General features: G+C 65.0%; 16 protein-coding genes. 13 read left to right on the plus strand and 3 right to left on the minus strand.

The features are described 5' to 3' along the window. Positions 1 to 29: 29 nt before the first annotated feature. The 9 genes from dapA to M2332_RS01225 all read left to right on the plus strand — a co-directional run bounded on the left by dapA (position 30) and on the right by M2332_RS01225 (position 12,446). On the plus strand, positions 30 to 908 hold the full coding sequence (gene dapA, locus M2332_RS01185; protein WP_181559441.1) for a 4-hydroxy-tetrahydrodipicolinate synthase: 879 nt from the start codon (positions 30 to 32) through the stop codon (positions 906 to 908). Between the two features lie 46 nt (positions 909 to 954). Next, positions 955 to 1,437: an SsrA-binding protein SmpB gene (gene smpB, locus M2332_RS01190; RefSeq protein ID WP_264570111.1), complete on the plus strand. Its 483-nt coding sequence runs from the start codon at positions 955 to 957 to the stop codon at positions 1,435 to 1,437. Further along, positions 1,437 to 2,045 (plus strand): DUF2062 domain-containing protein, encoded by a 609-nt coding sequence (locus M2332_RS01195; RefSeq protein ID WP_264572637.1) that lies wholly within the window; start codon positions 1,437 to 1,439, stop codon positions 2,043 to 2,045. The genes smpB and M2332_RS01195 overlap by 1 nt, the downstream gene beginning before the upstream one ends. Before the next feature lie 68 nt (positions 2,046 to 2,113). Further along, positions 2,114 to 4,483, plus strand: a complete 2,370-nt coding sequence (locus M2332_RS01200) for a response regulator (protein WP_264574868.1) — start codon at positions 2,114 to 2,116, stop codon at positions 4,481 to 4,483. A gap of 107 nt (positions 4,484 to 4,590) precedes the next feature. Beyond that, positions 4,591 to 5,772: an HlyD family secretion protein gene (locus M2332_RS01205; RefSeq protein WP_264572638.1), complete on the plus strand. Its 1,182-nt coding sequence runs from the start codon at positions 4,591 to 4,593 to the stop codon at positions 5,770 to 5,772. A gap of 5 nt (positions 5,773 to 5,777) precedes the next feature. Further along, positions 5,778 to 7,952, plus strand: a complete 2,175-nt coding sequence (locus M2332_RS01210; RefSeq protein WP_264572639.1) for a glycosyltransferase — start codon at positions 5,778 to 5,780, stop codon at positions 7,950 to 7,952. 108 nt (positions 7,953 to 8,060) lie between these two features. Then, entirely contained in the window at positions 8,061 to 9,140 is a 1,080-nt protein-coding gene (gene recA / locus M2332_RS01215; RefSeq protein ID WP_181559446.1) for a recombinase RecA, read from the plus strand. A gap of 188 nt (positions 9,141 to 9,328) precedes the next feature. Beyond that, positions 9,329 to 11,983 (plus strand): alanine--tRNA ligase, encoded by a 2,655-nt coding sequence (gene alaS / locus M2332_RS01220; RefSeq protein WP_264572640.1) that lies wholly within the window; start codon positions 9,329 to 9,331, stop codon positions 11,981 to 11,983. 64 nt (positions 11,984 to 12,047) lie between these two features. Then, entirely contained in the window at positions 12,048 to 12,446 is a 399-nt protein-coding gene (locus M2332_RS01225; protein WP_264572641.1) for a cupin domain-containing protein, read from the plus strand. Between the two features lie 13 nt (positions 12,447 to 12,459). Here the strand turns inward: M2332_RS01225 and M2332_RS01230 are convergent, their stop codons facing one another. Both M2332_RS01230 and M2332_RS01235 read right to left on the minus strand, forming a co-directional pair. Further along, a complete protein-coding gene (locus M2332_RS01230) occupies positions 12,460 to 14,244 on the minus strand; it encodes a cation:proton antiporter (protein ID WP_264572642.1) in 1,785 nt (594 codons plus the stop codon). Between the two features lie 113 nt (positions 14,245 to 14,357). After that, a complete protein-coding gene (locus M2332_RS01235; protein WP_264572643.1) occupies positions 14,358 to 15,578 on the minus strand; it encodes an NADP-dependent isocitrate dehydrogenase in 1,221 nt (406 codons plus the stop codon). Positions 15,579 to 15,786: 208 nt separating this feature from the next. Between M2332_RS01235 and M2332_RS01240 the strand changes: the two genes are divergently transcribed. Together M2332_RS01240 and M2332_RS01245 are read left to right on the plus strand one after the other, a co-directional pair. Next, positions 15,787 to 16,533, plus strand: coding sequence for a phosphatidylserine decarboxylase (locus M2332_RS01240; RefSeq protein WP_264570117.1), 747 nt, complete (start codon positions 15,787 to 15,789; stop codon positions 16,531 to 16,533). 58 nt (positions 16,534 to 16,591) lie between these two features. Continuing rightward, the gene (locus tag M2332_RS01245; RefSeq protein ID WP_181559452.1) at positions 16,592 to 17,374 is read left to right on the plus strand and encodes a CDP-alcohol phosphatidyltransferase family protein; all 783 of its coding nucleotides are present in this window, start codon (positions 16,592 to 16,594) and stop codon (positions 17,372 to 17,374) included. Here M2332_RS01245 and M2332_RS01250 read toward each other — a convergent pair. Beyond that, a complete protein-coding gene (locus tag M2332_RS01250) occupies positions 17,334 to 17,561 on the minus strand; it encodes a hypothetical protein (RefSeq protein ID WP_264572644.1) in 228 nt (75 codons plus the stop codon). The genes M2332_RS01245 and M2332_RS01250 overlap by 41 nt on opposite strands. A 210-nt stretch (positions 17,562 to 17,771) precedes the next feature. Here M2332_RS01250 and rpsB point away from each other — a divergent pair, with 210 nt between their 5' ends. Both rpsB and tsf read left to right on the plus strand, forming a co-directional pair. Next, entirely contained in the window at positions 17,772 to 18,530 is a 759-nt protein-coding gene (gene rpsB / locus M2332_RS01255) for a 30S ribosomal protein S2 (protein ID WP_264572645.1), read from the plus strand. Between the two features lie 114 nt (positions 18,531 to 18,644). Next, entirely contained in the window at positions 18,645 to 19,571 is a 927-nt protein-coding gene (gene tsf / locus M2332_RS01260) for a translation elongation factor Ts (RefSeq protein WP_264570120.1), read from the plus strand. Positions 19,572 to 19,592: the final 21 nt, after the last annotated feature.

The following is a 19,592-nucleotide window of genomic DNA, read 5'->3' on the forward strand; positions in this document are numbered from 1 at the left end:
GAGCGCGCGCTTTGAAGGAGTTTTTTCATATGTTTTCCGGCTCGATTCCGGCACTGATCACCCCGTTCCGTAATGACAGGCTGGATGAGGACGCATTCCGCAGCTTCGTGGACTGGCAAATCGAGGAGGGATCGAGCGCCCTCGTGCCGTGCGGAACGACCGGCGAGAGCGCCACGATGACCATCGAGGAGCATAATCGCGTCGTACGGATCTGCGTCGAGCAGGCGGCTGGGCGCGTGCCGGTGATTGCCGGCGCTGGCTCCAACGATACCCGGATCGCGCTGGAACATATGTTCGCCGCGCAGGCCGCCGGTGCCGATGCCGCGCTTGTCGTCGCGCCCTATTACAACAAGCCGAGCCAGGAGGGGCTGTACCAGCATTTCGCCTATCTGGCCTCGCGCTGCGATCTGCCCATCGTGCTCTACAATATTCCGGGCCGCTCCATCGTGGATATCGGCGTGCCGGTGCTGCACCGGCTGGTCGAGGAATTTCCGAGCATCGTGGGCCTCAAGGATGCGACCGGGAATATCGGCCGCGTGACCGCCCAGCGCCTCGCCTGCGGGGCGGACTGGTGCCAGCTTTCCGGCAATGACGAGACGGCGCTGGCGTTCAACGCCATGGGCGGCCGGGGCTGCATTTCGGTGACGGCCAATGTCGCGCCGCGCCTGTGCGCCGATTTCCAGAATGCCTGCCTTGAGGATCGCTGGAAGGATGCGCTGGCGTTGCAGGACCGGCTCTATCCGCTTCACGATGCGCTCTTCACCGATTCTTCACCGGGCCCGATCAAATATGCGCTCTCGCGGGTGCGACCGGAGATGCCGTGCGAGCTGCGGCTGCCGATAACATGGCCATCAGGTGCCTCGCGTGCGACGGTAGACCGCGCTCTAGAGATCGCGGGGCTGGTTTAGGCTGGTCACATCGCCTAAATCTGGCGCTCATTACAGAAAGATTCCAATGGCTCGCCCGCGCCCTGCGACATTCAACAAGGTCAAGACCGTGGCCGAGAACCGGCGCGCCCGTTTCGATTACGCGATTGAGGACGTTTACGAAGCGGGCATCATGCTGCGCGGCACCGAGGTTAAATCGCTGCGCTTTGGCGATGGCTCCATCACCGAGAGCTATGCCGAGGTGAAGGATGACGAGATATGGCTGATCAACAGCAACATCCCCGAGTTCAGCCACGGCAACCGCTTCAATCATGAGCCCAAGCGCCCCCGCAAGCTCCTGCTGCGCGAGCGCGAGATCGCCAAGCTGCACGGCGCCGTCGCCCGGCAGGGCATGACGCTGGTGCCGTTGAGCGTCTATTTCAATGAGCGCGGCAAGGCGAAGGTCGAGCTGGCGCTGGCCAAGGGCAAGAACGTCCGCGACAAGCGCGAGACCGCCAAGGAGCGCGACTGGAAGCGCGAACAGGGCCGCATCATGCGGGAGCGGGGCTGATGCCCAAGCGCCGGCTGATCAAGGCGTTTCGCGCGTCCATGCCCAGCCGGGAGAGCCTGGCGGAAAACCGGTTCGTCAAGCCGGTGGCGCATCGCGTGCTGGCCCCCGAGCTGTGGCGCTTCACCCGCAGGTCCGTGCCGCGCGGCGTGGCGTTGGGCTTGCTCGTCGGCATCTTCCTGCTGATCCCCGGGCTGCAGATTGCCGGCGCGGCGCTGCTGGCGCTGCCATTCCGCGCGAATGTGCCGCTGGCCGCTGCGATGACCTTCCTGTCCAATCCCGCGACGACGCCCTTCATCCTCGCCGCATCCTATTATGTCGGCGCAACCATGTTGGGGCGCTCCGGCGATGTTAGCCAGGTGATGGCGCTTATTCATCAGGAGGCGGGGCTGGCGGAATGGACGGCTTGGCTGCTGTCCTCGACGGCGCCGGTGCTGCTGTTCGGCCTGTTCGTCGTGTCGGTCGTCTCGGCCGCAATCGGCTATTTCGTTTCCTCCTGGCTGTGGAAGAGCCGCATCGGACGGAAATGGCGCGGGCGTCAGGCGGGGCGCTCGGAAAGCGCTGAGACCGGAGGCGACGGGATTTTGCCGTTGGGAGGGCAGATTTCGTGAGCGATGGGGGAGCGAATGCGCGCAATGGCGATTTGCTCAATCTGACGGCAAATCAACCGCGCTTCCCCATGCTGCTGCTCGTCGCTCTGGTCGCGCTGCTGGCGGGCGCGCCGCTGTTATGGCTGTTCGGCGATCCCGCTGTGGGCGCCGTGTTCGGGGCGTCCGTGCTCGCGGTGTCCGCGCTGCTCTGGGTGACGCAGCGCAGCCTCGCGCCGGTCGTGCCGGCTACGCCTGCAGACCCGGACTGGACGCTGATCCGCGCGGCGGCAAATGCAGCCGGTTGCGCCATCGCCCTGACCGACCGGACGGGCCGCATGGTGTGCGCCAACGATCATTATGGCGACTGGTTCGGTGGCTATCCCGCGCCGGCCGAGATCGACATTTCCCCGAGCGATCTCAACCGCGTGGCGCAGGCCGGACAGGCGGCCTGGCGCGAGGGCGAAATCACCGTGCGTGGCATATTGCGCGGCAGCCTGCATCTCGATCTGCAGGTCACGCGCACCGGGCGGGCGGATGACTATCTGCTCTGGCGGTTCGAGAGTGTCCAGCAGGCCAGCATTGTCGATGATTTCGGCCGCATCATGGCTGGCGAGGCGGGCGAGCGCCTGTCCGATTCCGGCTTGATGTGCGTGATGATCGGTGGGGAAGGGCGCATCCGTGCGGCCAATCCCGCCTTCATCCTGCGCGCGACCGGCCGCGCGGACAGCATCATCGAGGGTCGCGACTTCGCCGGCTATATGCGCGTGGACGCCGAGGGCCGCATCTTCTTCGCGCAGGAAGAAAAACAGGCGGTGCCCATCCGCATGATCCAAGTGCCGCTGCGCCCGGATGATCCCTCCGGCCAGATCGTGCTGGTCATGGTGGATGAGAGCGTGTCTGCGGTGGAGGGCATTTCCAGCCTCGCTTATGTCGAAGCCCTGCTCTCGCTGCTGCCCTTCGGCCTTGGCATGGCCGACCGGGAAGGGCGGCTTTTGTTCTTCAACAAGGCCTTTGGTCGCGCTGCGGGCATCCCGCCGGGCGAGAAGCCGAGCTATCCGGGCGATATCGTGGTGGTGGAGGATCGCGCCGCCGTTGCCGACACTATCCGGCGCTTTGCCAATGGCCCGCAAATGTCCGGCGACATGCAGGTCGGCCTGCTCGGCGCGCCGGACGAGCCCGTGTCTCTGAGCCTCGCCGGGGTGAGGGGGCTGGGCGAGGCCGCGGTGCTGCTGAGCCTCAAGGACAATAGCGAGGAATCGCGCCTCAAGCGTCAGGTCGCCCAGCAGACCAAGATGCAGGCGGTCGGCCAGCTTGCCGGCGGCGTGGCGCACGACTTCAATAATATCCTGACTGCGATCATCGGCCATTGCGATCTGATGTTGATGCGCCACACGCCCGGCGATAGCGACTATGACGACATCCAGCAGGTCAAGGCCAACTCCAACCGCGCTGCCTCGCTGACGCGCCAGCTTCTCGCCTTCTCGCGCCAGCAGACGTTGCGCCCGCAAGTGCTGCAATTGCCCGATGTCGTGTCCGAGGTCTCCAGCCTGCTCAAGCGGCTGCTCGGCGAGAATATCCGGCTGGAGGTCTTCCACGGCCGCAATCTCGGCCATGTCCGCGCCGACCCTGGCCAGCTCGAGCAGGTCATCGTCAATCTGGTGGTGAACGCGCGCGATGCGATGCCGGAAGGCGGCACGGTGACGGTCCGCACTTTCCCGGTCTCCGCTGCCGATGTGCGCGAGATGAAGAACGAGATCATGCCCATCGGCGACTATACGGGCCTCAGCATCTCGGACACCGGCACCGGCATCCCGCCCGAGGTGCTGGGCAAGATTTTCGAGCCCTTCTTCACCACGAAGTCTGTCGGCAAGGGCACCGGGCTTGGGCTCTCCACCGTCTACGGCATCGTCAAGCAGTCCAACGGGTTCATCTTCTCCGATTCGACCGTGGGGCAGGGCACCACGTTCAACATCTATCTGCCGGTGCACGCGGTCGCTTCGGAAGGCATGTCTTCCCCCGTGGCCCCGCGCAAGGCGGCGGTCAGCGAGACATGGGGCACCGGCACCATCCTGCTGGTCGAGGATGAGGACATGGTGCGCAACGTGGCCGAGCGTGCGCTGGCCCGGCAGGGTTACACCGTCGTCACCGCCTCGGATGGCGAGCAGGGACTGGCGCGGCTTGCCGAAGCCGAGCGGATCGATCTGCTGATTTCCGACGTGGTGATGCCGGGGATGGATGGCCCGACGATGGTCCGCCATGTCCGGGAGAGCCATCCTGACATCCCGGTGCTTTTCATGTCCGGCTATGCCGAGGAGCAGCTTCGCAAGTCCATCGACATCGAGAATGTGGCTTTCCTGCCCAAGCCCTTCTCGGTCTCCCAACTCGCCGAGGCCGCGCGCGATGTGCTGGCGAGCGCCCGCCAGGGCGATCTGCAGGATGATGCGACCGCCCGCGCATAACACGGCCCAGCCGTGCTTCGGCTAACGATATCGTAACCACGCCACTGCTAGTCCCGCTCGGTGGGCGCCGGGCAGACGCCCGGTATCTTTCAGGGGTGGTGGTATTCATGAGTCGCGTTGAAACGATCCTGCGGGCGCGCAGCACGCGCATTGCGCTGGCGGTAGCCTTGCTGAGCACGGGCGCCATTGGCTTTGCGCCTTATGTGTTCAACGATGTGTCGACGCAGGCGGCGGTGAACGCGCCGATCATCCGCCTGACCGCTGCGGCGGACGGGACGGTGGCGGCGCTGCCCGCCGATGGCCAGTATTTCATGAAGCCGACGCCCGTGCATCTGCTCGATCTCTCGCAGGACACCGGCGAGGTCGCGGAACTCAAGGCCCGGGCCGAAATCGCCCTCGCGCAGATCGATCTCGCCAAGCGCCAGCTCGGCGAGCTGACCGCGCAGGAGGTCCGGCTCGGGCGCCGCGCCACGGTGTTCTCCAACGCCACGACGGCGCGCCTCTACGAGGATCAATCTGCCGCTGGCGCTGCCTTGTCCGGTTGCCAGGCCGAGCGGACAGAACTTCGCGCGAGCCTCGCCCGCGCCCGCCAGCTCTCCGAGCAGGGCTTCATGTCTGCCTCCGGCGTGGAAAAGGCCAGCGCCTTGCTCGCCGCGAAGGACAGCGAGTGCAGCGGCCTTGGGGCCAAGATCCAGTCCATCGGCATTGCCCGCAACGCCGCGCGCGCCGGGGTGTTTCTGGGCGACAGCTATAATGATGCGCCTTATGCCGTGCAGCAGGCCGATCGCGTGGTGCTCCAGCGCCAGACCATTGAAAAGATGCTCACCGACGCCAATGCCGAGTATACCCAAACGCAGCTCCGGTTGAAGGATGCGCAGGCTCGCGCCAATTATGTGGCGCCAGCCGGCACGCTGGTCTGGGCGACCACCGCCAGTTCCGGTACCTCCATTCGTGCCGGCGAGCCGGTTGTCGATCTGGTCGATTGCCGCCGTCGCTTCGTGCAGGTGGCCTTGCCCGAGCGCAAGGCGGAGGTGATCCACGCTGGCTCGCCCGCGAACATCCGGATGATCGGCGCGAGCGAGTGGATGAAGGGCCGGGTCATCGCGATCACCGGCGCTGCCGGTCGCCGACAGGAAGGCCTGCTCGCCGCCTCGACCTATTCCCTGCCGGAAGCGCGCGAGATCATCGTCGATGTTGCGCTGCCCGAGCAGGTGCCGGCCAAGGCCGACGCCGCGCGCAAATGCGATGTCGGGCGTCTGGCTGAGGTGCGGTTCAGCCGCAGTCTCTAAGGCGTATGACCGACGTCGCTTTCACGGCGCCCTGGGCCTCGCTGGCGCTGGTGCTGGGCGCCTTCGTCATATTCGGCGGGCTATGGCCGTCGCGTGTCGGCATCGTGGCGACGATTGCGGCTGCCATCGTCAATTATCTGCACTGGCGGATTGTCTATACGATTCCCTGGAGCGGCAGCTTCAGCGAGCTTTGGTGGCCGGTCTCCTGCCTGATCGTGGAGGTGCTGGCGCTGTTCGATGCCGGCATTCTTCTGGCGATTCTTTCGCGCCCGACGGACCGCTCGGCTGAAGCCGATGCGGGGGAAGCCCGGCTGAGAGCTTTATGGGCGGAGAATGCCGATCTTCTGCCGCCGGTGGACGTGTTCATCGCGACCTATAATGAGCCGCGCGAGGTGCTGGAGAAGACGATTCTCGGCTGTCTCGCGATGGATTGGCCGGAGGCGCGCGTTTGGGTACTGGATGACGGGCGGCGGCCCTGGGTACAGGACATGTGCCTCGCCAAGGGCGCCGGATATATCACCCGGCCGGACAACAAGGGCGCCAAGGCCGGCAATATCAACCATGGCCTCACCCAGACGAATGCGCCGTTCGTCGCCGTGTTCGACGCCGATTTTGTGCCCCAGCGCGATTTCCTCATCCGCACCATGGGCTTTTTCGAGAATGAGAAGATCGGGATCGTCCAGATCCCGCACAGCTTCTACAATCACGATCCCATGCAGACCAATCTTGGCCTGCAGCAGGCCATGCCGGACGATCAGCGCTTCTTCTTCGAGGCGATCATGCCGGGCCGGGATGGCTGGGATGCCTCCTTCTGCTGCGGCTCCAACTCGGTGACGCGCCGGGCGATCTTCGACGAGATCGGCGGCGGCCTGCCCGAGGGCTCGATCACCGAGGATATGCTGCTGACCCTGGCGAGCCTGCGCAAGGGGTACATCACGCGCTATCTCAACGAACCGCTGGCTTATGGCCTCGCGCCGGAAAGCACCGCTGCCTTCTTCGTCCAGCGTCAGCGCTGGGCGCAGGGCGCGATCCAGATTCTCTATCTCAACCATGGCCCGCTGGGGGGCACGCTGAAGCTGCGCTATCGGCTGCTGTTCCTTCCCTCTGCCTGGGTGACGCAGGGCCTGCAATCGGTCTTCACCATCCTCGCGCCGATCCTGTTCGCTCTGTTCAATCTGGCGCCGATGGTCGGGGTCGATCTGCCGGGCATTATCTTCTTCCTTCTGCCGATGATCGTCGCGCTGCTGGGTGGCATCAGCATGCTGGCGCCGGGCCGCTATTATCCGCTCGCGGCGCAGATCCTGTCCGTCTTCCAGACGTTCCGCATCCTGCCCGCTGCGCTCAAGACGCTGATCGCGCCGAAGGGACTGACCTTCAAGGTGACGCCCAAGGGCTCCGGCTCCAAGGGCGGCAAGCGCGGGCCGGGCGATTATGTGCTGTTCGCCTCGCTCACCCTCATGGCGGCGAGTCTGGCCAGCCTCGCCATCAACATGCTGCCCGATTATCGCATCGTCACGCAGGATGGCCTGCTGCCGGTCGTGGCCTTCTGGCTGGCGTTCAACATGGTGATGCTGCTGCTGGTGGCGATGATGTGCCTGGAGAAGCCGCGTGTGCGCGGCGAGGAGCGCTTCGACCTGCGCCAGACGGTGACGCTGATCGGCGATAACGGACAGATGCTCAGCGCCTCGAGGGGGGATATCTCCATCTCGGGCATCGGCCTGCATCTCGATGCGCCGAGCGGCTTCGCGGTGGGTGAAAGGGTGCAGATCGTGCTGCCCGACGTCGGCATATTGCGCGGCGAGGTGCGCTATTCTGCCCGCCGGATCGGTATCCTGTTCGACTTTCATTCCGAGGAAATTCGCGACCGGCTGATCGTGTCGCTGTTCACCAACGGTATGAACGTGAATGCGCTGCGTCCCTCAGCGCTCGCCGTCGCCGGTGCGATCGTCAGACGGCTCTGGTCGGCGGACCTCAGCATCCGCGCCCAGGCCGCATCCGCGCCGGAAGCTCCGGAGGTGCCGGTCGAGAAGCTCAGCGCCGCAACGCGCTGCATCGCGCCCCGCAAGCGGCCGGATTTGCGCGGTCCGGTACTGCTGACGGCGGAGGAGGGGGCTTCCCTCGCCGCTGCCAAGGTTGCGGTCGTGCCGGTCCCGGCGGAAGGTCCGCGCCGGGTCGCCTGACCTGCGCTCTTAAATTTCGTTCCCCTCTTGTTCCGCAAGAACAAATAGGATACATGGCTCTTGTGACTTTCGGTTCACGAGGATTTGACTTCCATGGGGAGCAGGCACATGACGGCGAGCTTGAAGCTTATCGACGGCGAGAAGAACGTGGGAACCATGGAACGGCAGAAAGCACTCGAAGCAGCACTGGCGCAGATCGATCGCGCCTTCGGCAAGGGCTCGGCGATGAAGCTGGGCTCCAAGGAGGCGATGCAGGTCGAGGCGATTTCCACAGGCAGTCTGGGCCTTGATATCGCGCTTGGCGTCGGCGGCCTGCCGCGCGGTCGCGTGATCGAGGTCTATGGCCCGGAAAGCTCGGGCAAGACCACGCTGGCGCTCCATGTGATCGCCGAGGCGCAGAAGACCGGCGGCACGGCAGCGTTTATCGACGCCGAACATGCGCTCGATCCAGTCTATGCCCGCAAGCTGGGCGTGAACATCGATGAGTTGATCGTCTCGCAGCCGGATACCGGCGAGCAGGCCCTGGAGATCACCGATACGCTGGTGCGCTCCAACGCCATCGACGTGCTGGTGGTCGATTCGGTCGCCGCGCTGGTGCCCCGCGCCGAGATCGAGGGTGAGATGGGCGATAGCCATGTCGGCCTGCAGGCGCGGCTCATGTCGCAATCGCTGCGCAAGCTGACCGGCTCGATCAGCCGCTCGCGCTGCATGGTGATCTTCATCAACCAGCTGCGCATGAAGATCGGCGTGATGTACGGCAATCCGGAGACGACCACGGGCGGCAATGCCCTGAAGTTCTACGCCTCTGTTCGTCTCGACATTCGCCGGACCGGCCAGATCAAGGATCGTGACGATATCGTCGGCAACGCCACGCGCGTGAAGGTGGTCAAGAACAAGGTCGCGCCGCCGTTCAAGCAGGTCGAGTTCGACATCATGTACGGTGAAGGCATTTCCAAGGTCGGCGAGATTCTGGACCTGGGCGTCAAGGCCGGCGTGGTCGAGAAGTCGGGTGCGTGGTTCTCCTATGATTCCGTCCGGATCGGGCAGGGGCGTGAGAACGCCAAGAACTTCCTGCGCGAAAATCCCGAAATGATGGACAAGCTGGAGCGCACCATCCGCGCGCGCACCGAGGCTGTGGCCGAGGGCATGATGACCGGGCCGGACAGTGACGAGGCAAGCGAGGATTGATTTTTCGGGCGGCCTGATCGTGCACAAGCACGGTCAGGTCGTCGTCTGCGGTGGCGTCGCATGAGTAGCGCGCTGTGCAGTTCGAGCGATCGTGAAGCTGCGCTTGCGACTGACGATTGGAGTTTGGTCGCGATTTTCCGTTCACTCACCGCTTGTCGGCGGCTGCGGCTTCCCCTAATCGCTCGTCCATGACGTCGACCAACGATATCCGCCGCGCGTTCCTCGATTATTTCGGGGCCAATGGTCATGAGATCGTGCCTTCCGCGCCGCTCGTGCCCAATAACGATCCCACGCTCATGTTCGTGAACGCGGGCATGGTGCCGTTCAAGAATGTGTTCACCGGACTTGAGAGTCGTCCCTACAAGACGGCCACCTCCTCGCAGAAGTGCGTGCGGGCGGGCGGCAAGCACAACGATCTCGATAATGTCGGCTACACCGCGCGGCACCTCACCTTCTTCGAGATGCTCGGCAATTTCTCGTTCGGCGATTATTTCAAGGAACGCGCCATCGAGCTGGCGTGGACGTTCGTCACGCGCGAACTCGGCCTGCCCAAGGACCGGCTGCTGGTCACGGTCTATCACACCGATGACGAGGCCTTCGGTTACTGGAAGAAGATCGGCCTTCCGGACGAGCGCATCATCCGCATCGCGACCAAAGACAATTTCTGGTCGATGGGCGATGATGGCCCATGCGGCCCCTGTTCCGAGATCTTCTACGATCATGGTCCGGATGTGCCCGGTGGGCCTCCGGGTTCGCCCGATGAAGATGGCGATCGGTTCGTCGAGATCTGGAATCTCGTCTTCATGCAGTTCGAGCAGCTGGGCGGCGAAATCGTCGGCGATTTGCCACGTCCCTCCATCGACACCGGCATGGGCCTCGAACGCGCGGCTACGGTCATTCAGGGCGTGCATAGCGTCTTCGATACCGACCAGTTCCGGGCTCTGATCGATCTGTCCGCCACGCTGACCAAGACGTCGGCAAAAGGCGAGCAGGCCGCCAGCCACCGCGTCATTGCCGACCATTTGCGTTCGGCGGGCTTCCTGATTGCCGATGGCGTGCTGCCGGCCAATGAGGGGCGCGGTTATGTGCTGCGGCGGATCATGCGCCGCGCCATGCGTCATGCGCATCTGCTGGGCGCCGCCGAGCCGCTGATGCACCGCCTGGTTGGCGGTCTCAGCGCGGAAATGGGCGCGGCCTTCCCGGAATTGATCCGCGCCCAGCCGCTGATTGAGGAAACGCTGCTGCGCGAGGAAACCCGCTTCCGGCAGACGCTCGACAAGGGGCTCAAGCTGCTGGATGAAGCCGTGGCCGGGCTGCCGACAGGCGCGACGCTGCCCGGTGACACCGCGTTCAAGCTCTATGACACCTACGGCTTCCCTTACGATCTGACCGAAGACGCGCTGCGCGCCCAGGGCCTCACCGTCGACCGCTCCGGCTTCGACGCGGCCATGGCTGCCCAAAAGGCCGCCGCGCGCGCCGCTTGGAAAGGCTCTGGCCAGAAGGCATCGGAAGACGTCTGGTTCGATATTGCCGAGAGCGAGGGCTCGACCGAGTTCACCGGCTATTTGAGCGAAGCCGGTGAGGGTCGCGTCGTCGCGCTGGTCAGGGATGGTGCTCGCGTCGAGCAGGCGCAGGCCGGCGAGAGCGTGACCATCGTCACCAATCAGACGCCCTTTTATGGTGAGAGCGGCGGCCAGGCAGGCGATACCGGTCGGATCAGCAAGTCAGATGGGCTGTCTGCGACCGTCTCGGACACCGCCAAGCCCCTGGGCCGTCTTCACGCCCATCAGGCGAGCATCGAGGCCGGGCGAATCGCCATTGGCGATATCGTCCACATGGAGGTCGATGCCGCCCGCCGCGCGCGCGTGCGCGCCAATCACAGCGCCACGCACCTGTTGCACGCCGCGCTCCGCAAGACGCTCGGCCCGCATGTGACCCAGAAGGGCAGCCTCGTCGCGGAAGACCGGCTGCGCTTCGACTTCTCGCATCCCGAGGCGCTCACCCCGGCGCAGATCGCGCGGGTCGAGGCCGATGTGAACGCGCAGATTCGCGGCAATGCCGAGGTCAGCACGCGCCTCATGTCGCCGGACGACGCAATTGCTGCCGGCGCCATGGCTCTGTTCGGTGAGAAATATGGCGACGAAGTGCGCGTGCTCTCCATGGGCACGGGCGACGAGGGCACCTATTCGGTCGAGCTGTGCGGCGGCACTCATGTGCGCGCGCTGGGCGACATCGCGCTCTTCAAGATCGTGGGCGAAAGCGCGGTTGCCAGCGGTGTCCGCCGGATCGAGGCGCTGACCGGGGAGGCCGCGCGCCTGTGGCTCACGCAGCGCGACGAGCAATTGCGCGCCATCGCCACGACCTTGCGGACGACGCCCGAGGACGCAACGGCCCGCGTGGCCGCGCTGGCCGAACAGAGCCGCAAGCTGGAGCGCGAGCTGGCCGAAGCCAAGAAGGCGCTCGCACTGGCCGGCGCATCGGGCGGCGGCGCTTCGGCTGAGGCTGCGCCCGAGATCGTCAATGGCTACAAGGTTCTCGCCCAGCAATTCGATGGGCTCGACCCCAAGGGGCTGCGCGGTCTGGTGGATGACGCCAAGGGCCGGCTTGCCAGCGGCATCGCCGTCGTCATCGCGGTGAATGACGGGCGCGCGAGCATCGCGGCCGGCGTGACCGACGATCTGACCGGCACGTTCAGCGCTGTCGATCTGGTTCGTCTCGGCGTGGCTGCGCTGGGCGGGCAGGGTGGCGGCGGTCGCCCGGATATGGCGCAGGGTGGCGGTCCGGACGGTTCGGCTGCACCGGCGGCGATCGAGGCGATCAAGGCGCGCATCGCGCAGGGCTAACGGGGCGCTGAACGGGGGAGGGCAGACCTCTCGGTCCGGCCGGCTCCTGTGTGGGAGACGATCCATGACGCCGAAGTCGCTCATTACCTATCCCATACACCTCGCGCGGGGCGGCAAGGCCGTGGCACAGCCGGCCATGACCTCCGATCCGGCATGGTATGCCTCCTATGATGCCCGCCATGGCGGCGATGGCGCAGATGGCCGCCTGGTCAGCGCCTATCGTTTCAGCAGCAATTGGTCGATGTGGGAGCGGCATCCGCTCGGCGAAGAAATCGTCTATTGCATCGCCGGCGCCGTGACGCTTCGGCAGCGCGCGGACGATGGCACGGAAACCCATGTTGCACTCTCCGCCGGCGACTATGCGATCAACCCCGCCAATGTCTGGCACACGGCGGATGCGGCCGGAGAGGTGGAACTGCTGTTCATCACCCCGGGCAGCGGAACCGAGCACGAGCCGCGCTAGCGGCGAGTAGGGCTCAGGCAGGACCGTTCGCTTCCCCCAGCCGCCGGCTCCGCAGCCGCGGCGCGACGTCGAGTTCCGCCGCCGCCTTGATCTCATTCTGCAGGTCTTCGCGCTTTTGGTGCACGGACGCGATTACCGGCCCCATGGGCAGGCCGAGGTCCACCAGCGCGGTCTCGGCCAGGTGCAGTGAGCTTTCCAGCGTCTCCGGCACCGCGTCGCTTGCGCCGGCCCGATAGAGTTGCGCGGCGTGGGTGGTGTCCCGCGCCCGCACGATGATTGGCAGATCGTCCAGCCAGCCCCGCACGCGATTAGTGACGCGCATCGCCAGCACCGGGTCGTCCATGGTGATGATGAGCGCCTGCGCGCGCCCGAGTCTCAGGCGATCGAGCGTGTCCGGGCGCGACACATCGCCGAACTGGACGGTGTAGCCCTCCGCCCGGGCCTGCGCGACGATATCGATATCGTTCTCCACCGCCACATAGGGCACCTCATGCACGCGCAGGAGATCCGCGACGGTGCGGCCAACGCGGCCGAAGCCGAGGATGATGGCGGCGCGCGCATTGTCGTCAGTGTCGGTGCTGTCCGGCTCCAGCGCATCCCGTTCGACCCGCCGGGCCATGCGATGCCCGAATTTGGCGAGGATGGGGGTGAGGGTGAGGCCGATGGCGGTGGCCATTTGCCAGAACGCCGCCGTGCCGGGGCTGATGAGATTGGCCGTCACGGCGCTCGCCAGCACGATGAGTGTCGTTTCCGAGGGGCTGCCCATCAGGATGCCGGTTTCCAGCGCCACCCCACGCCGCGCGCCCGCAAGCAGCAGCAGCAGGCTGGTCACCGCCACCTTCGCGAGAACCACGCCGGTGATCGCGAGCAGCAACCCATCCCATTGCGCGACCAGGGCGACCGGATCGATCGCCATGCCCACGGTGATCAGGAAGACGCCCAGTGCCAGGCCCTTGAACGGCTCGGTCATGCCCTCGACCTGGCCGTGATAGTCGGTTTCCGCGATCAGAATGCCCGCGACCAGCGCGCCGACGATGGGCGAGAGACCGGCAGCGGTGGTGAGCAGGCTGGAGACCATTACCACAAGCAGGCTTGCCGCCAGAAAGACTTCGGGTCGCTTGGCCCGCGCCGCCTGTGCGAAGAGGCGGGGGAGCATGAAGCGCCCGCCGATCAGCAAGGCGAGGACGGCGAGACCGCCGGTCAGCAGGACGGTAGCAAGATTTTCCCAGCCATCGTCCGCGACATTGGGCGCCATGGCACCAAGCGCGAAGACGATCGGCACAAGCGCCAAATCCTCAAAGAGCAACATGCCGAACGCGGATTTGCCGACCGCCGAATGGGTGCCGGCAATCGGCATGACCAGCGCCGTCGAGGAGAGGGAGAGAGCGAGGCCCAGGCCGATGGCGGCATACAGGCTGCTGCCCAGCAGCAGCATCCCGCCACCGATCAGCGTGGCGCTGCCGAGCAGTTCCGCCGCACCGATGCCGAAGACGAATTTGCGCATCGACCACAGGCGTTTGAACGACAGTTCCAGGCCGATGGAGAAGAGCAGCATGACGATGCCGAGTTCGGCAAAGGCGGTGATCGCCGATTCCCGCGAGATCGTCACATGGGCGAGCGCCGGATAAGCGCTGACGAACCGGCCGAGGCCGAAGGGGCCAACCAGCAGGCCGACGAGAATGAAGCCGATGATCGGGCTGATGCGGAAGCGCGCGAAGGCGGGGATCACGAGGCCTGCCGCGCCGAGAATGACCAGCGCCTCGTTGAAGGTCTGGCTGCCGAACGTGCCGTGGATCATCGGATCAGTCCGCTCGGGCGAGTGGGCGGGAGGCCAGGGTGCGGGCGTACCGCAGGGAGGGAGGAGGGCGCTTCGAGCGTGGTTGACCCCATCGAAGCGCCCCCTTCAGGTCCTTAGGACCAGTTGCTCATTTCAGCTTCGAGGTTCCGGCGGATCGCCTCGAAGAACTGCTCGGTGGTCATCCAGGCCTGATTCGGCCCGATGAGGATCGCGAGGTCCTTGGTCATTTCGCCATTTTCCACCGTCTGCACGCAGACGCGCTCCAGCGTCTCGGCAAAGCGGACGACGTCCGGCGTCTCGTCGAACTTGCCGCGGAACTTGAGGCCACCGGTCCACGCGAAGATCGAGGCGATCGGGTTGGTCGAGGTCGCCTTGCCCTGCTGGTGCTGACGATAGTGACGGGTCACGGTGCCATGCGCGGCTTCGGCCTCGACCGTCTTGCCGTCGGGCGACATGAGGACGGAGGTCATCAGGCCGAGCGAACCGAAGCCTTGCGCCACGGTGTCCGACTGGACGTCGCCGTCATAATTCTTGCACGCCCATACGAACTTGCCGCTCCACTTGAGTGCGGCCGCGACCATGTCGTCGATCAGGCGGTGCTGATATTCGATGCCAGCAGCCGCGTACTTGTCCTTGAATTCACGGTCGAAAACGTCCTGGAACAGATCCTTGAAACGGCCGTCATAGGCCTTGATGATCGTATTCTTGGTGGAGAGGTACAGCGGCCACTTGCGGTCGAGCGCATAGTTCATGGATGCGCGGGCGAAATCGATGATCGACTGGTCGAGATTGTACATCGACATGGCGACGCCCGAGCCGGGGAACTGGAAGACTTCACGGTCGATCACCTTGCCATCGTCGCCTTCGAACACCAGACGCAGCTTGCCGGGACCGGGCACGAGGAAGTCGGTGGCGCGATATTGATCGCCAAAGGCATGACGGCCGATCACGATCGGGTCGGTCCAACCGGGCACCAGGCGGGGCACGTTCTTGATGACGATCGGCTCGCGGAACACGACGCCGCCCAGAATGTTGCGGATCGTGCCGTTCGGCGACTTCCACATCTGTTTGAGTTTGAACTCCTCGACGCGCGCCTCGTCCGGCGTGATCGTGGCGCACTTCACGCCGACGCCGTACTTTTTGATTGCCTCGGCGGAATCGATGGTGATCTGGTCGTTGGTGCGGTCACGCTCTTCGACGCTGAGATCATAATAGTGAAGGTCGACGTCGACATAAGGCTTGATGAGCCGCTCGCGGATCCATTCCCAGATGATCCGGGTCATCTCATCGCCGTCGATCTCGACGATCGGATTTTTCACCTTGATCTTGCTCATGCGTGCCATGTTCCCTGTTCGATGTCGCTGGGGCCGCCGCGAACGCGCGCGGCAGGGCCTTTCAGCATGCCTCTAGGGAAGGTCGCGGCGATGATCAACTGCCCTAGCCACGCATGAGAGGCTGATGTCGGGCGATTTATGCCGCGTGGCAGGCCTGTTTGGGCCGGCGGGGATTGTGCCGGGCGGCGGCTCACCCTAAACAGAGCCCATGACAACAGAATTTTCGGGCACGCAGCCGGTCGCGCCTTCACGGACAAGCGTCAAGTGGAGTTTTCCATCGGTTCACCCGGAGGGGCGGCGCTTTGGGGCGATTGCCGCTGCGATTACCCTCATTTTTGCCTTGATGGGCTGGTCGATCCTGGCCTGGCTGATGGTCGGCGTGACGCTTTGGGTGTTCGCCTTCTTCCGTGATCCCATCCGCGCCGTGCCGCAGGATGAGCGCGCGATCATCGCGCCGGCGGATGGCCTGGTGACCCTGATTCAGGTCGTTCCGCCCCCGCCGGAGATGCTCGGACCAGACAAGCTTGGAACCGAACCCATGACACGGGTTTCTATCTTCATGAGCGTGTTCGACGTCCACATCAATCGCACCCCGATCAGCGGCACCATCAAGGATGTCGTCTATATCAGTGGCAAGTTCGTCAATGCGGACCTGGACAAGGCCAGCGAAGACAATGAGCGCCAGCACATTCTGGTCGAGCGCAGCGATGGCGTGCGGGTGGGCTTCACGCAGATCGCTGGGCTGGTCGCGCGGCGGATCGTTCCTTTCGTCAAGCGCGGCGATATCGTCGCGGCAGGCCAGCGCGTCGGGTTGATCCGCTTCGGCAGCCGCGTGGACGTCTATCTCCCTGCCGGCACGGCGCCGCAGGTCGCGCTTGGCACGCATACCGTCGCCGGCGAAACGATCCTGGCGCATCTGGGCGAGAACCAGTCCGCCACGGCTGTGCTGCAATGAGGCCTCGCTCGCTTGGCGCGCCCATTGGCGGCCCCGCGCCTGTTTCGGATTTGATATAATGGCGCGACCGCGTCCCATCGCCCGGATGAGCCGCGGCATCACGCTGCGTCAGGTTGCACCGAACGCCATTACGGCGATGGCGCTCTGCTTTGGTCTCACCGCCATTCGCTATGGCATTTCCGGTGAATGGCAGCTTGCCGTCGCGGCGATCATCTTTGCCGGCGTGCTCGATGGGGTCGACGGACGTGTCGCGCGCCTGCTGCGGGCGGACAGCCGCTTCGGCGCGGAACTCGATTCGCTCTCGGATGCGATTGCCTTCGGCGTCTCGCCAGCGCTTCTCGTCTATCTCTGGTCGCTGCAGTCCATGCCCCGCTTTGGCTGGATCGTCGCGCTGGTGCTGGCGCTCAGTTGCGCGCTGCGCCTCGCGCGCTTCAATGCCAGCCTCGATGTCATCGATCAGCCGCGCAAGGCTGCGGGATTTCTCACTGGCGTACCTGCCCCGGCGGGCGCCGGCATCGCCCTGCTGCCGCTCTATGCCTGGTTCATCACCGGATTGGACGTGTTCCGCGACTGGCGGCTTGTCGCCCCGTGGATCGTCATTTCGGCGTTCCTGATGATCTCCAGCCTGCCGACGCTGGGCTGGAAGGGGCTCCGCGTGCCGCCGGCCTGGCGCCTGTTCGCCATTCTGCTGGCCGGCATCTTCGCCGCGAGCCTGATGGTTGCCCCGTGGCACGCTTTGCTACTGCTGTCGCTGGCGTACATCGCGCTGCTGCCGGTCGGGCTGGTCAGCTACGCTCGGGTTAAGCGGCGGCTCGTGGCTGCATCGCTATCGCAAGGCTGAGGCCCGTCGCGGCGACGGGCTGTGCCGTCTGCCGCTGCCCGGCCCGCTCGGGCGTCCAACCTTCCAGATCCAGCGTCCGCAGAGCGCGCATCATCGCGCCATGGCGCAGCCGCAGTTCATGGACCATGATCGTCGCCGCCAAAGTCGCCGCAACCGCAAACAAGGCATATCCCAGAATATAGAACATCGTCGTCCCTTTCCTGTGTCCACAGCATCGCCATGGCTTGATGTTCTCTATTTGTTCTTGTTCTCGCCGCCTGTCAAGCGGGATGTGCAGGCTTGTGCTCCTGTCGGGCTTGGTCTAAGGGCGCGCGTCTAACCCACATGGGATTCGCCACATACCGGTGCCGCTTCGCGGTCACTGAATCCCAGAGGCTCAACCGGAAGGAGATATATTATGGCGGCACCCGTCGTCACCCTGCACCAATTGATCGAGGCCGGCGCGCACTTCGGCCACCAGACGCACCGCTGGAATCCCCGCATGAAGCCGTACATCTTCGGCGAGCGGAACGGCATCCACATTCTCGATCTCTCGCAGACCGTTCCCCTCTTCGCCCGCGCGCTGGACTTCGTGTCCGCGACGGTCGCCGCTGGCGGCAAGGTGCTGTTCGTCGGCACCAAGCGCCAGGCGCAGGAGCCGATTGCCGAGGCCGCCCGTCGTTCGGGTCAGCACTTCGTCAATCACCGCTGGCTGGGCGGCATGCTCACCAACTGGAAGACCATTTCCGGCTCGATCAAGCGCCTCAAGACGCTTGAGGAGAAGCTGTCGGGTGACACCCACGGCCTCACCAAGAAGGAAGTGCTCCAGATGACGCGCGAGCGCGACAAGCTCGAGTTGTCGCTCGGCGGCATCCGCGACATGGGCGGCATTCCGGACGTGATGTTCGTCATCGACGTCAACAAGGAAGAGCTGGCGATCAAGGAAGCCAACACGCTGGGTATTCCGGTGGTCGCGGTTCTCGACTCGAACGTCGATCCGTCGGGCATCGCCTTCCCGGTTCCGGCCAATGACGACGCCAGCCGCGCCATCCGCCTCTATTGCGAGGCTCTGGCCCAGGCTGCGACCCGCGGCAACCAGAACGCCGCCGCGGCATCTGGCATGGACCTTGGCGCCATGGACGAGCCGCCGGCTGAGGAAGCGCTCGCGCAGGTCTGATCGGCGCCGTCAAACGCACGCAAAAATGTGCGGGCAGGGCGCCGGATCGGGAACGATCCTGGCGCCCGCCTGACATCTGGCAATATTGAATTCGAGATTTGAGGAACAAGAGACATGGCAGAGATTACCGCAGCCGCCGTCAAGGAACTGCGCGAGCGCTCGGGCGCTGGCATGATGGACTGCAAGAAGGCGCTTGCCGAAACCAATGGTGACGTGGAAGCCGCAGTCGACTGGCTGCGCGCCAAGGGCCTTGCCGCCGCGCAGAAGAAGTCGAGCCGCACCGCAGCCGAGGGCCTGGTGGTCGTGGCTGTCGATGGCACGCGCGGCGTTGCCGTCGAAGTGAACAGCGAGACGGACTTCGTCGCCAAGAACGATCAGTTCCAGGGCTTTGTCCGCACGGCCGGCGACGTGGCGCTCAAGAACGCCATCGGCGATGCCGAGGCCCTGCTGGCCGCGCCGCACCCGGCCGGTGGCACGATCAACGATGCGCTGGTGACCAATGTCGCCACCATCGGCGAAAACCAGCAGCTGCGTCGCGTGAAGGCTGTGTCGGTCGATCAGGGGCTGGTCATCGATTACATGCACAACGCCGTGGCGCCCTCGCTCGGCAAGATCGGCGTGCTCGTCGCGCTGGAAAGCCCGGCCGGTGCCGACGTGCTCGCCCCGCTCGGCAAGCAGATCGCCATGCACATCGCGGCGGCTTTCCCGGTCGCGCTCAAGGCTGAGGACATTCCGTCCGAAATCCTCGACCGCGAGCGCAAGATCGCGGCGGAGAAGGCTGCCGAGTCGGGCAAGCCCGCCGACATCGTCGCCAAGATGGTCGACGGCGCCGTGGCGAAGTTCGCCAAGGAGCAGGCGCTGCTCTCGCAGATCTTCGTGATGGACAACAAGACGCCGATCGCGGACGTCGTGGCCAAGGCCGCGAAGGATGCCGGCACGACCATCGTCCTCAAGGACTATGTGCGCTTCCAGCTCGGCGAAGGCATCGAGAAAGAAGAGAAGGATTTTGCGGCAGAAGTCGCAGCCGCCGTCGGCGCCTGATCCTTTCCTTCATTTATTACG

The organism is Sphingobium sp. B11D3A, from assembly GCF_025961695.1.
In the GTDB taxonomy this organism is placed as follows: domain Bacteria; phylum Pseudomonadota; class Alphaproteobacteria; order Sphingomonadales; family Sphingomonadaceae; genus Sphingobium.

Bases quoted from the DNA above. Each gene is read 5' to 3' on its own strand.
- M2332_RS01210 (WP_264572639.1), top strand. From the start codon at position 5,778: ATGACCGACGTCGCTTTCACGGCGCCCTGGGCCTCGCTGGCGCTGGTG.
- M2332_RS01230 (WP_264572642.1), bottom strand. From the start codon at position 14,244: ATGATCCACGGCACGTTCGGCAGCCAGACCTTCAACGAGGCGCTGGTC.
- M2332_RS01225 (WP_264572641.1), top strand. From the start codon at position 12,048: ATGACGCCGAAGTCGCTCATTACCTATCCCATACACCTCGCGCGGGGC.
- M2332_RS01195 (WP_264572637.1), top strand. From the start codon at position 1,437: ATGCCCAAGCGCCGGCTGATCAAGGCGTTTCGCGCGTCCATGCCCAGC.
- smpB (WP_264570111.1), top strand. From the start codon at position 955: ATGGCTCGCCCGCGCCCTGCGACATTCAACAAGGTCAAGACCGTGGCC.
- M2332_RS01245 (WP_181559452.1), top strand. From the start codon at position 16,592: ATGGCGCGACCGCGTCCCATCGCCCGGATGAGCCGCGGCATCACGCTG.
- M2332_RS01205 (WP_264572638.1), top strand. From the start codon at position 4,591: ATGAGTCGCGTTGAAACGATCCTGCGGGCGCGCAGCACGCGCATTGCG.
- recA (WP_181559446.1), top strand. From the start codon at position 8,061: ATGACGGCGAGCTTGAAGCTTATCGACGGCGAGAAGAACGTGGGAACC.
- rpsB (WP_264572645.1), top strand. From the start codon at position 17,772: ATGGCGGCACCCGTCGTCACCCTGCACCAATTGATCGAGGCCGGCGCG.
- M2332_RS01200 (WP_264574868.1), top strand. From the start codon at position 2,114: ATGCTGCTGCTCGTCGCTCTGGTCGCGCTGCTGGCGGGCGCGCCGCTG.
- tsf (WP_264570120.1), top strand. From the start codon at position 18,645: ATGGCAGAGATTACCGCAGCCGCCGTCAAGGAACTGCGCGAGCGCTCG.
- alaS (WP_264572640.1), top strand. From the start codon at position 9,329: ATGACGTCGACCAACGATATCCGCCGCGCGTTCCTCGATTATTTCGGG.
- dapA (WP_181559441.1), top strand. From the start codon at position 30: ATGTTTTCCGGCTCGATTCCGGCACTGATCACCCCGTTCCGTAATGAC.
- M2332_RS01235 (WP_264572643.1), bottom strand. From the start codon at position 15,578: ATGAGCAAGATCAAGGTGAAAAATCCGATCGTCGAGATCGACGGCGAT.
- M2332_RS01250 (WP_264572644.1), bottom strand. From the start codon at position 17,561: ATGTTCTATATTCTGGGATATGCCTTGTTTGCGGTTGCGGCGACTTTG.
- M2332_RS01240 (WP_264570117.1), top strand. From the start codon at position 15,787: ATGACAACAGAATTTTCGGGCACGCAGCCGGTCGCGCCTTCACGGACA.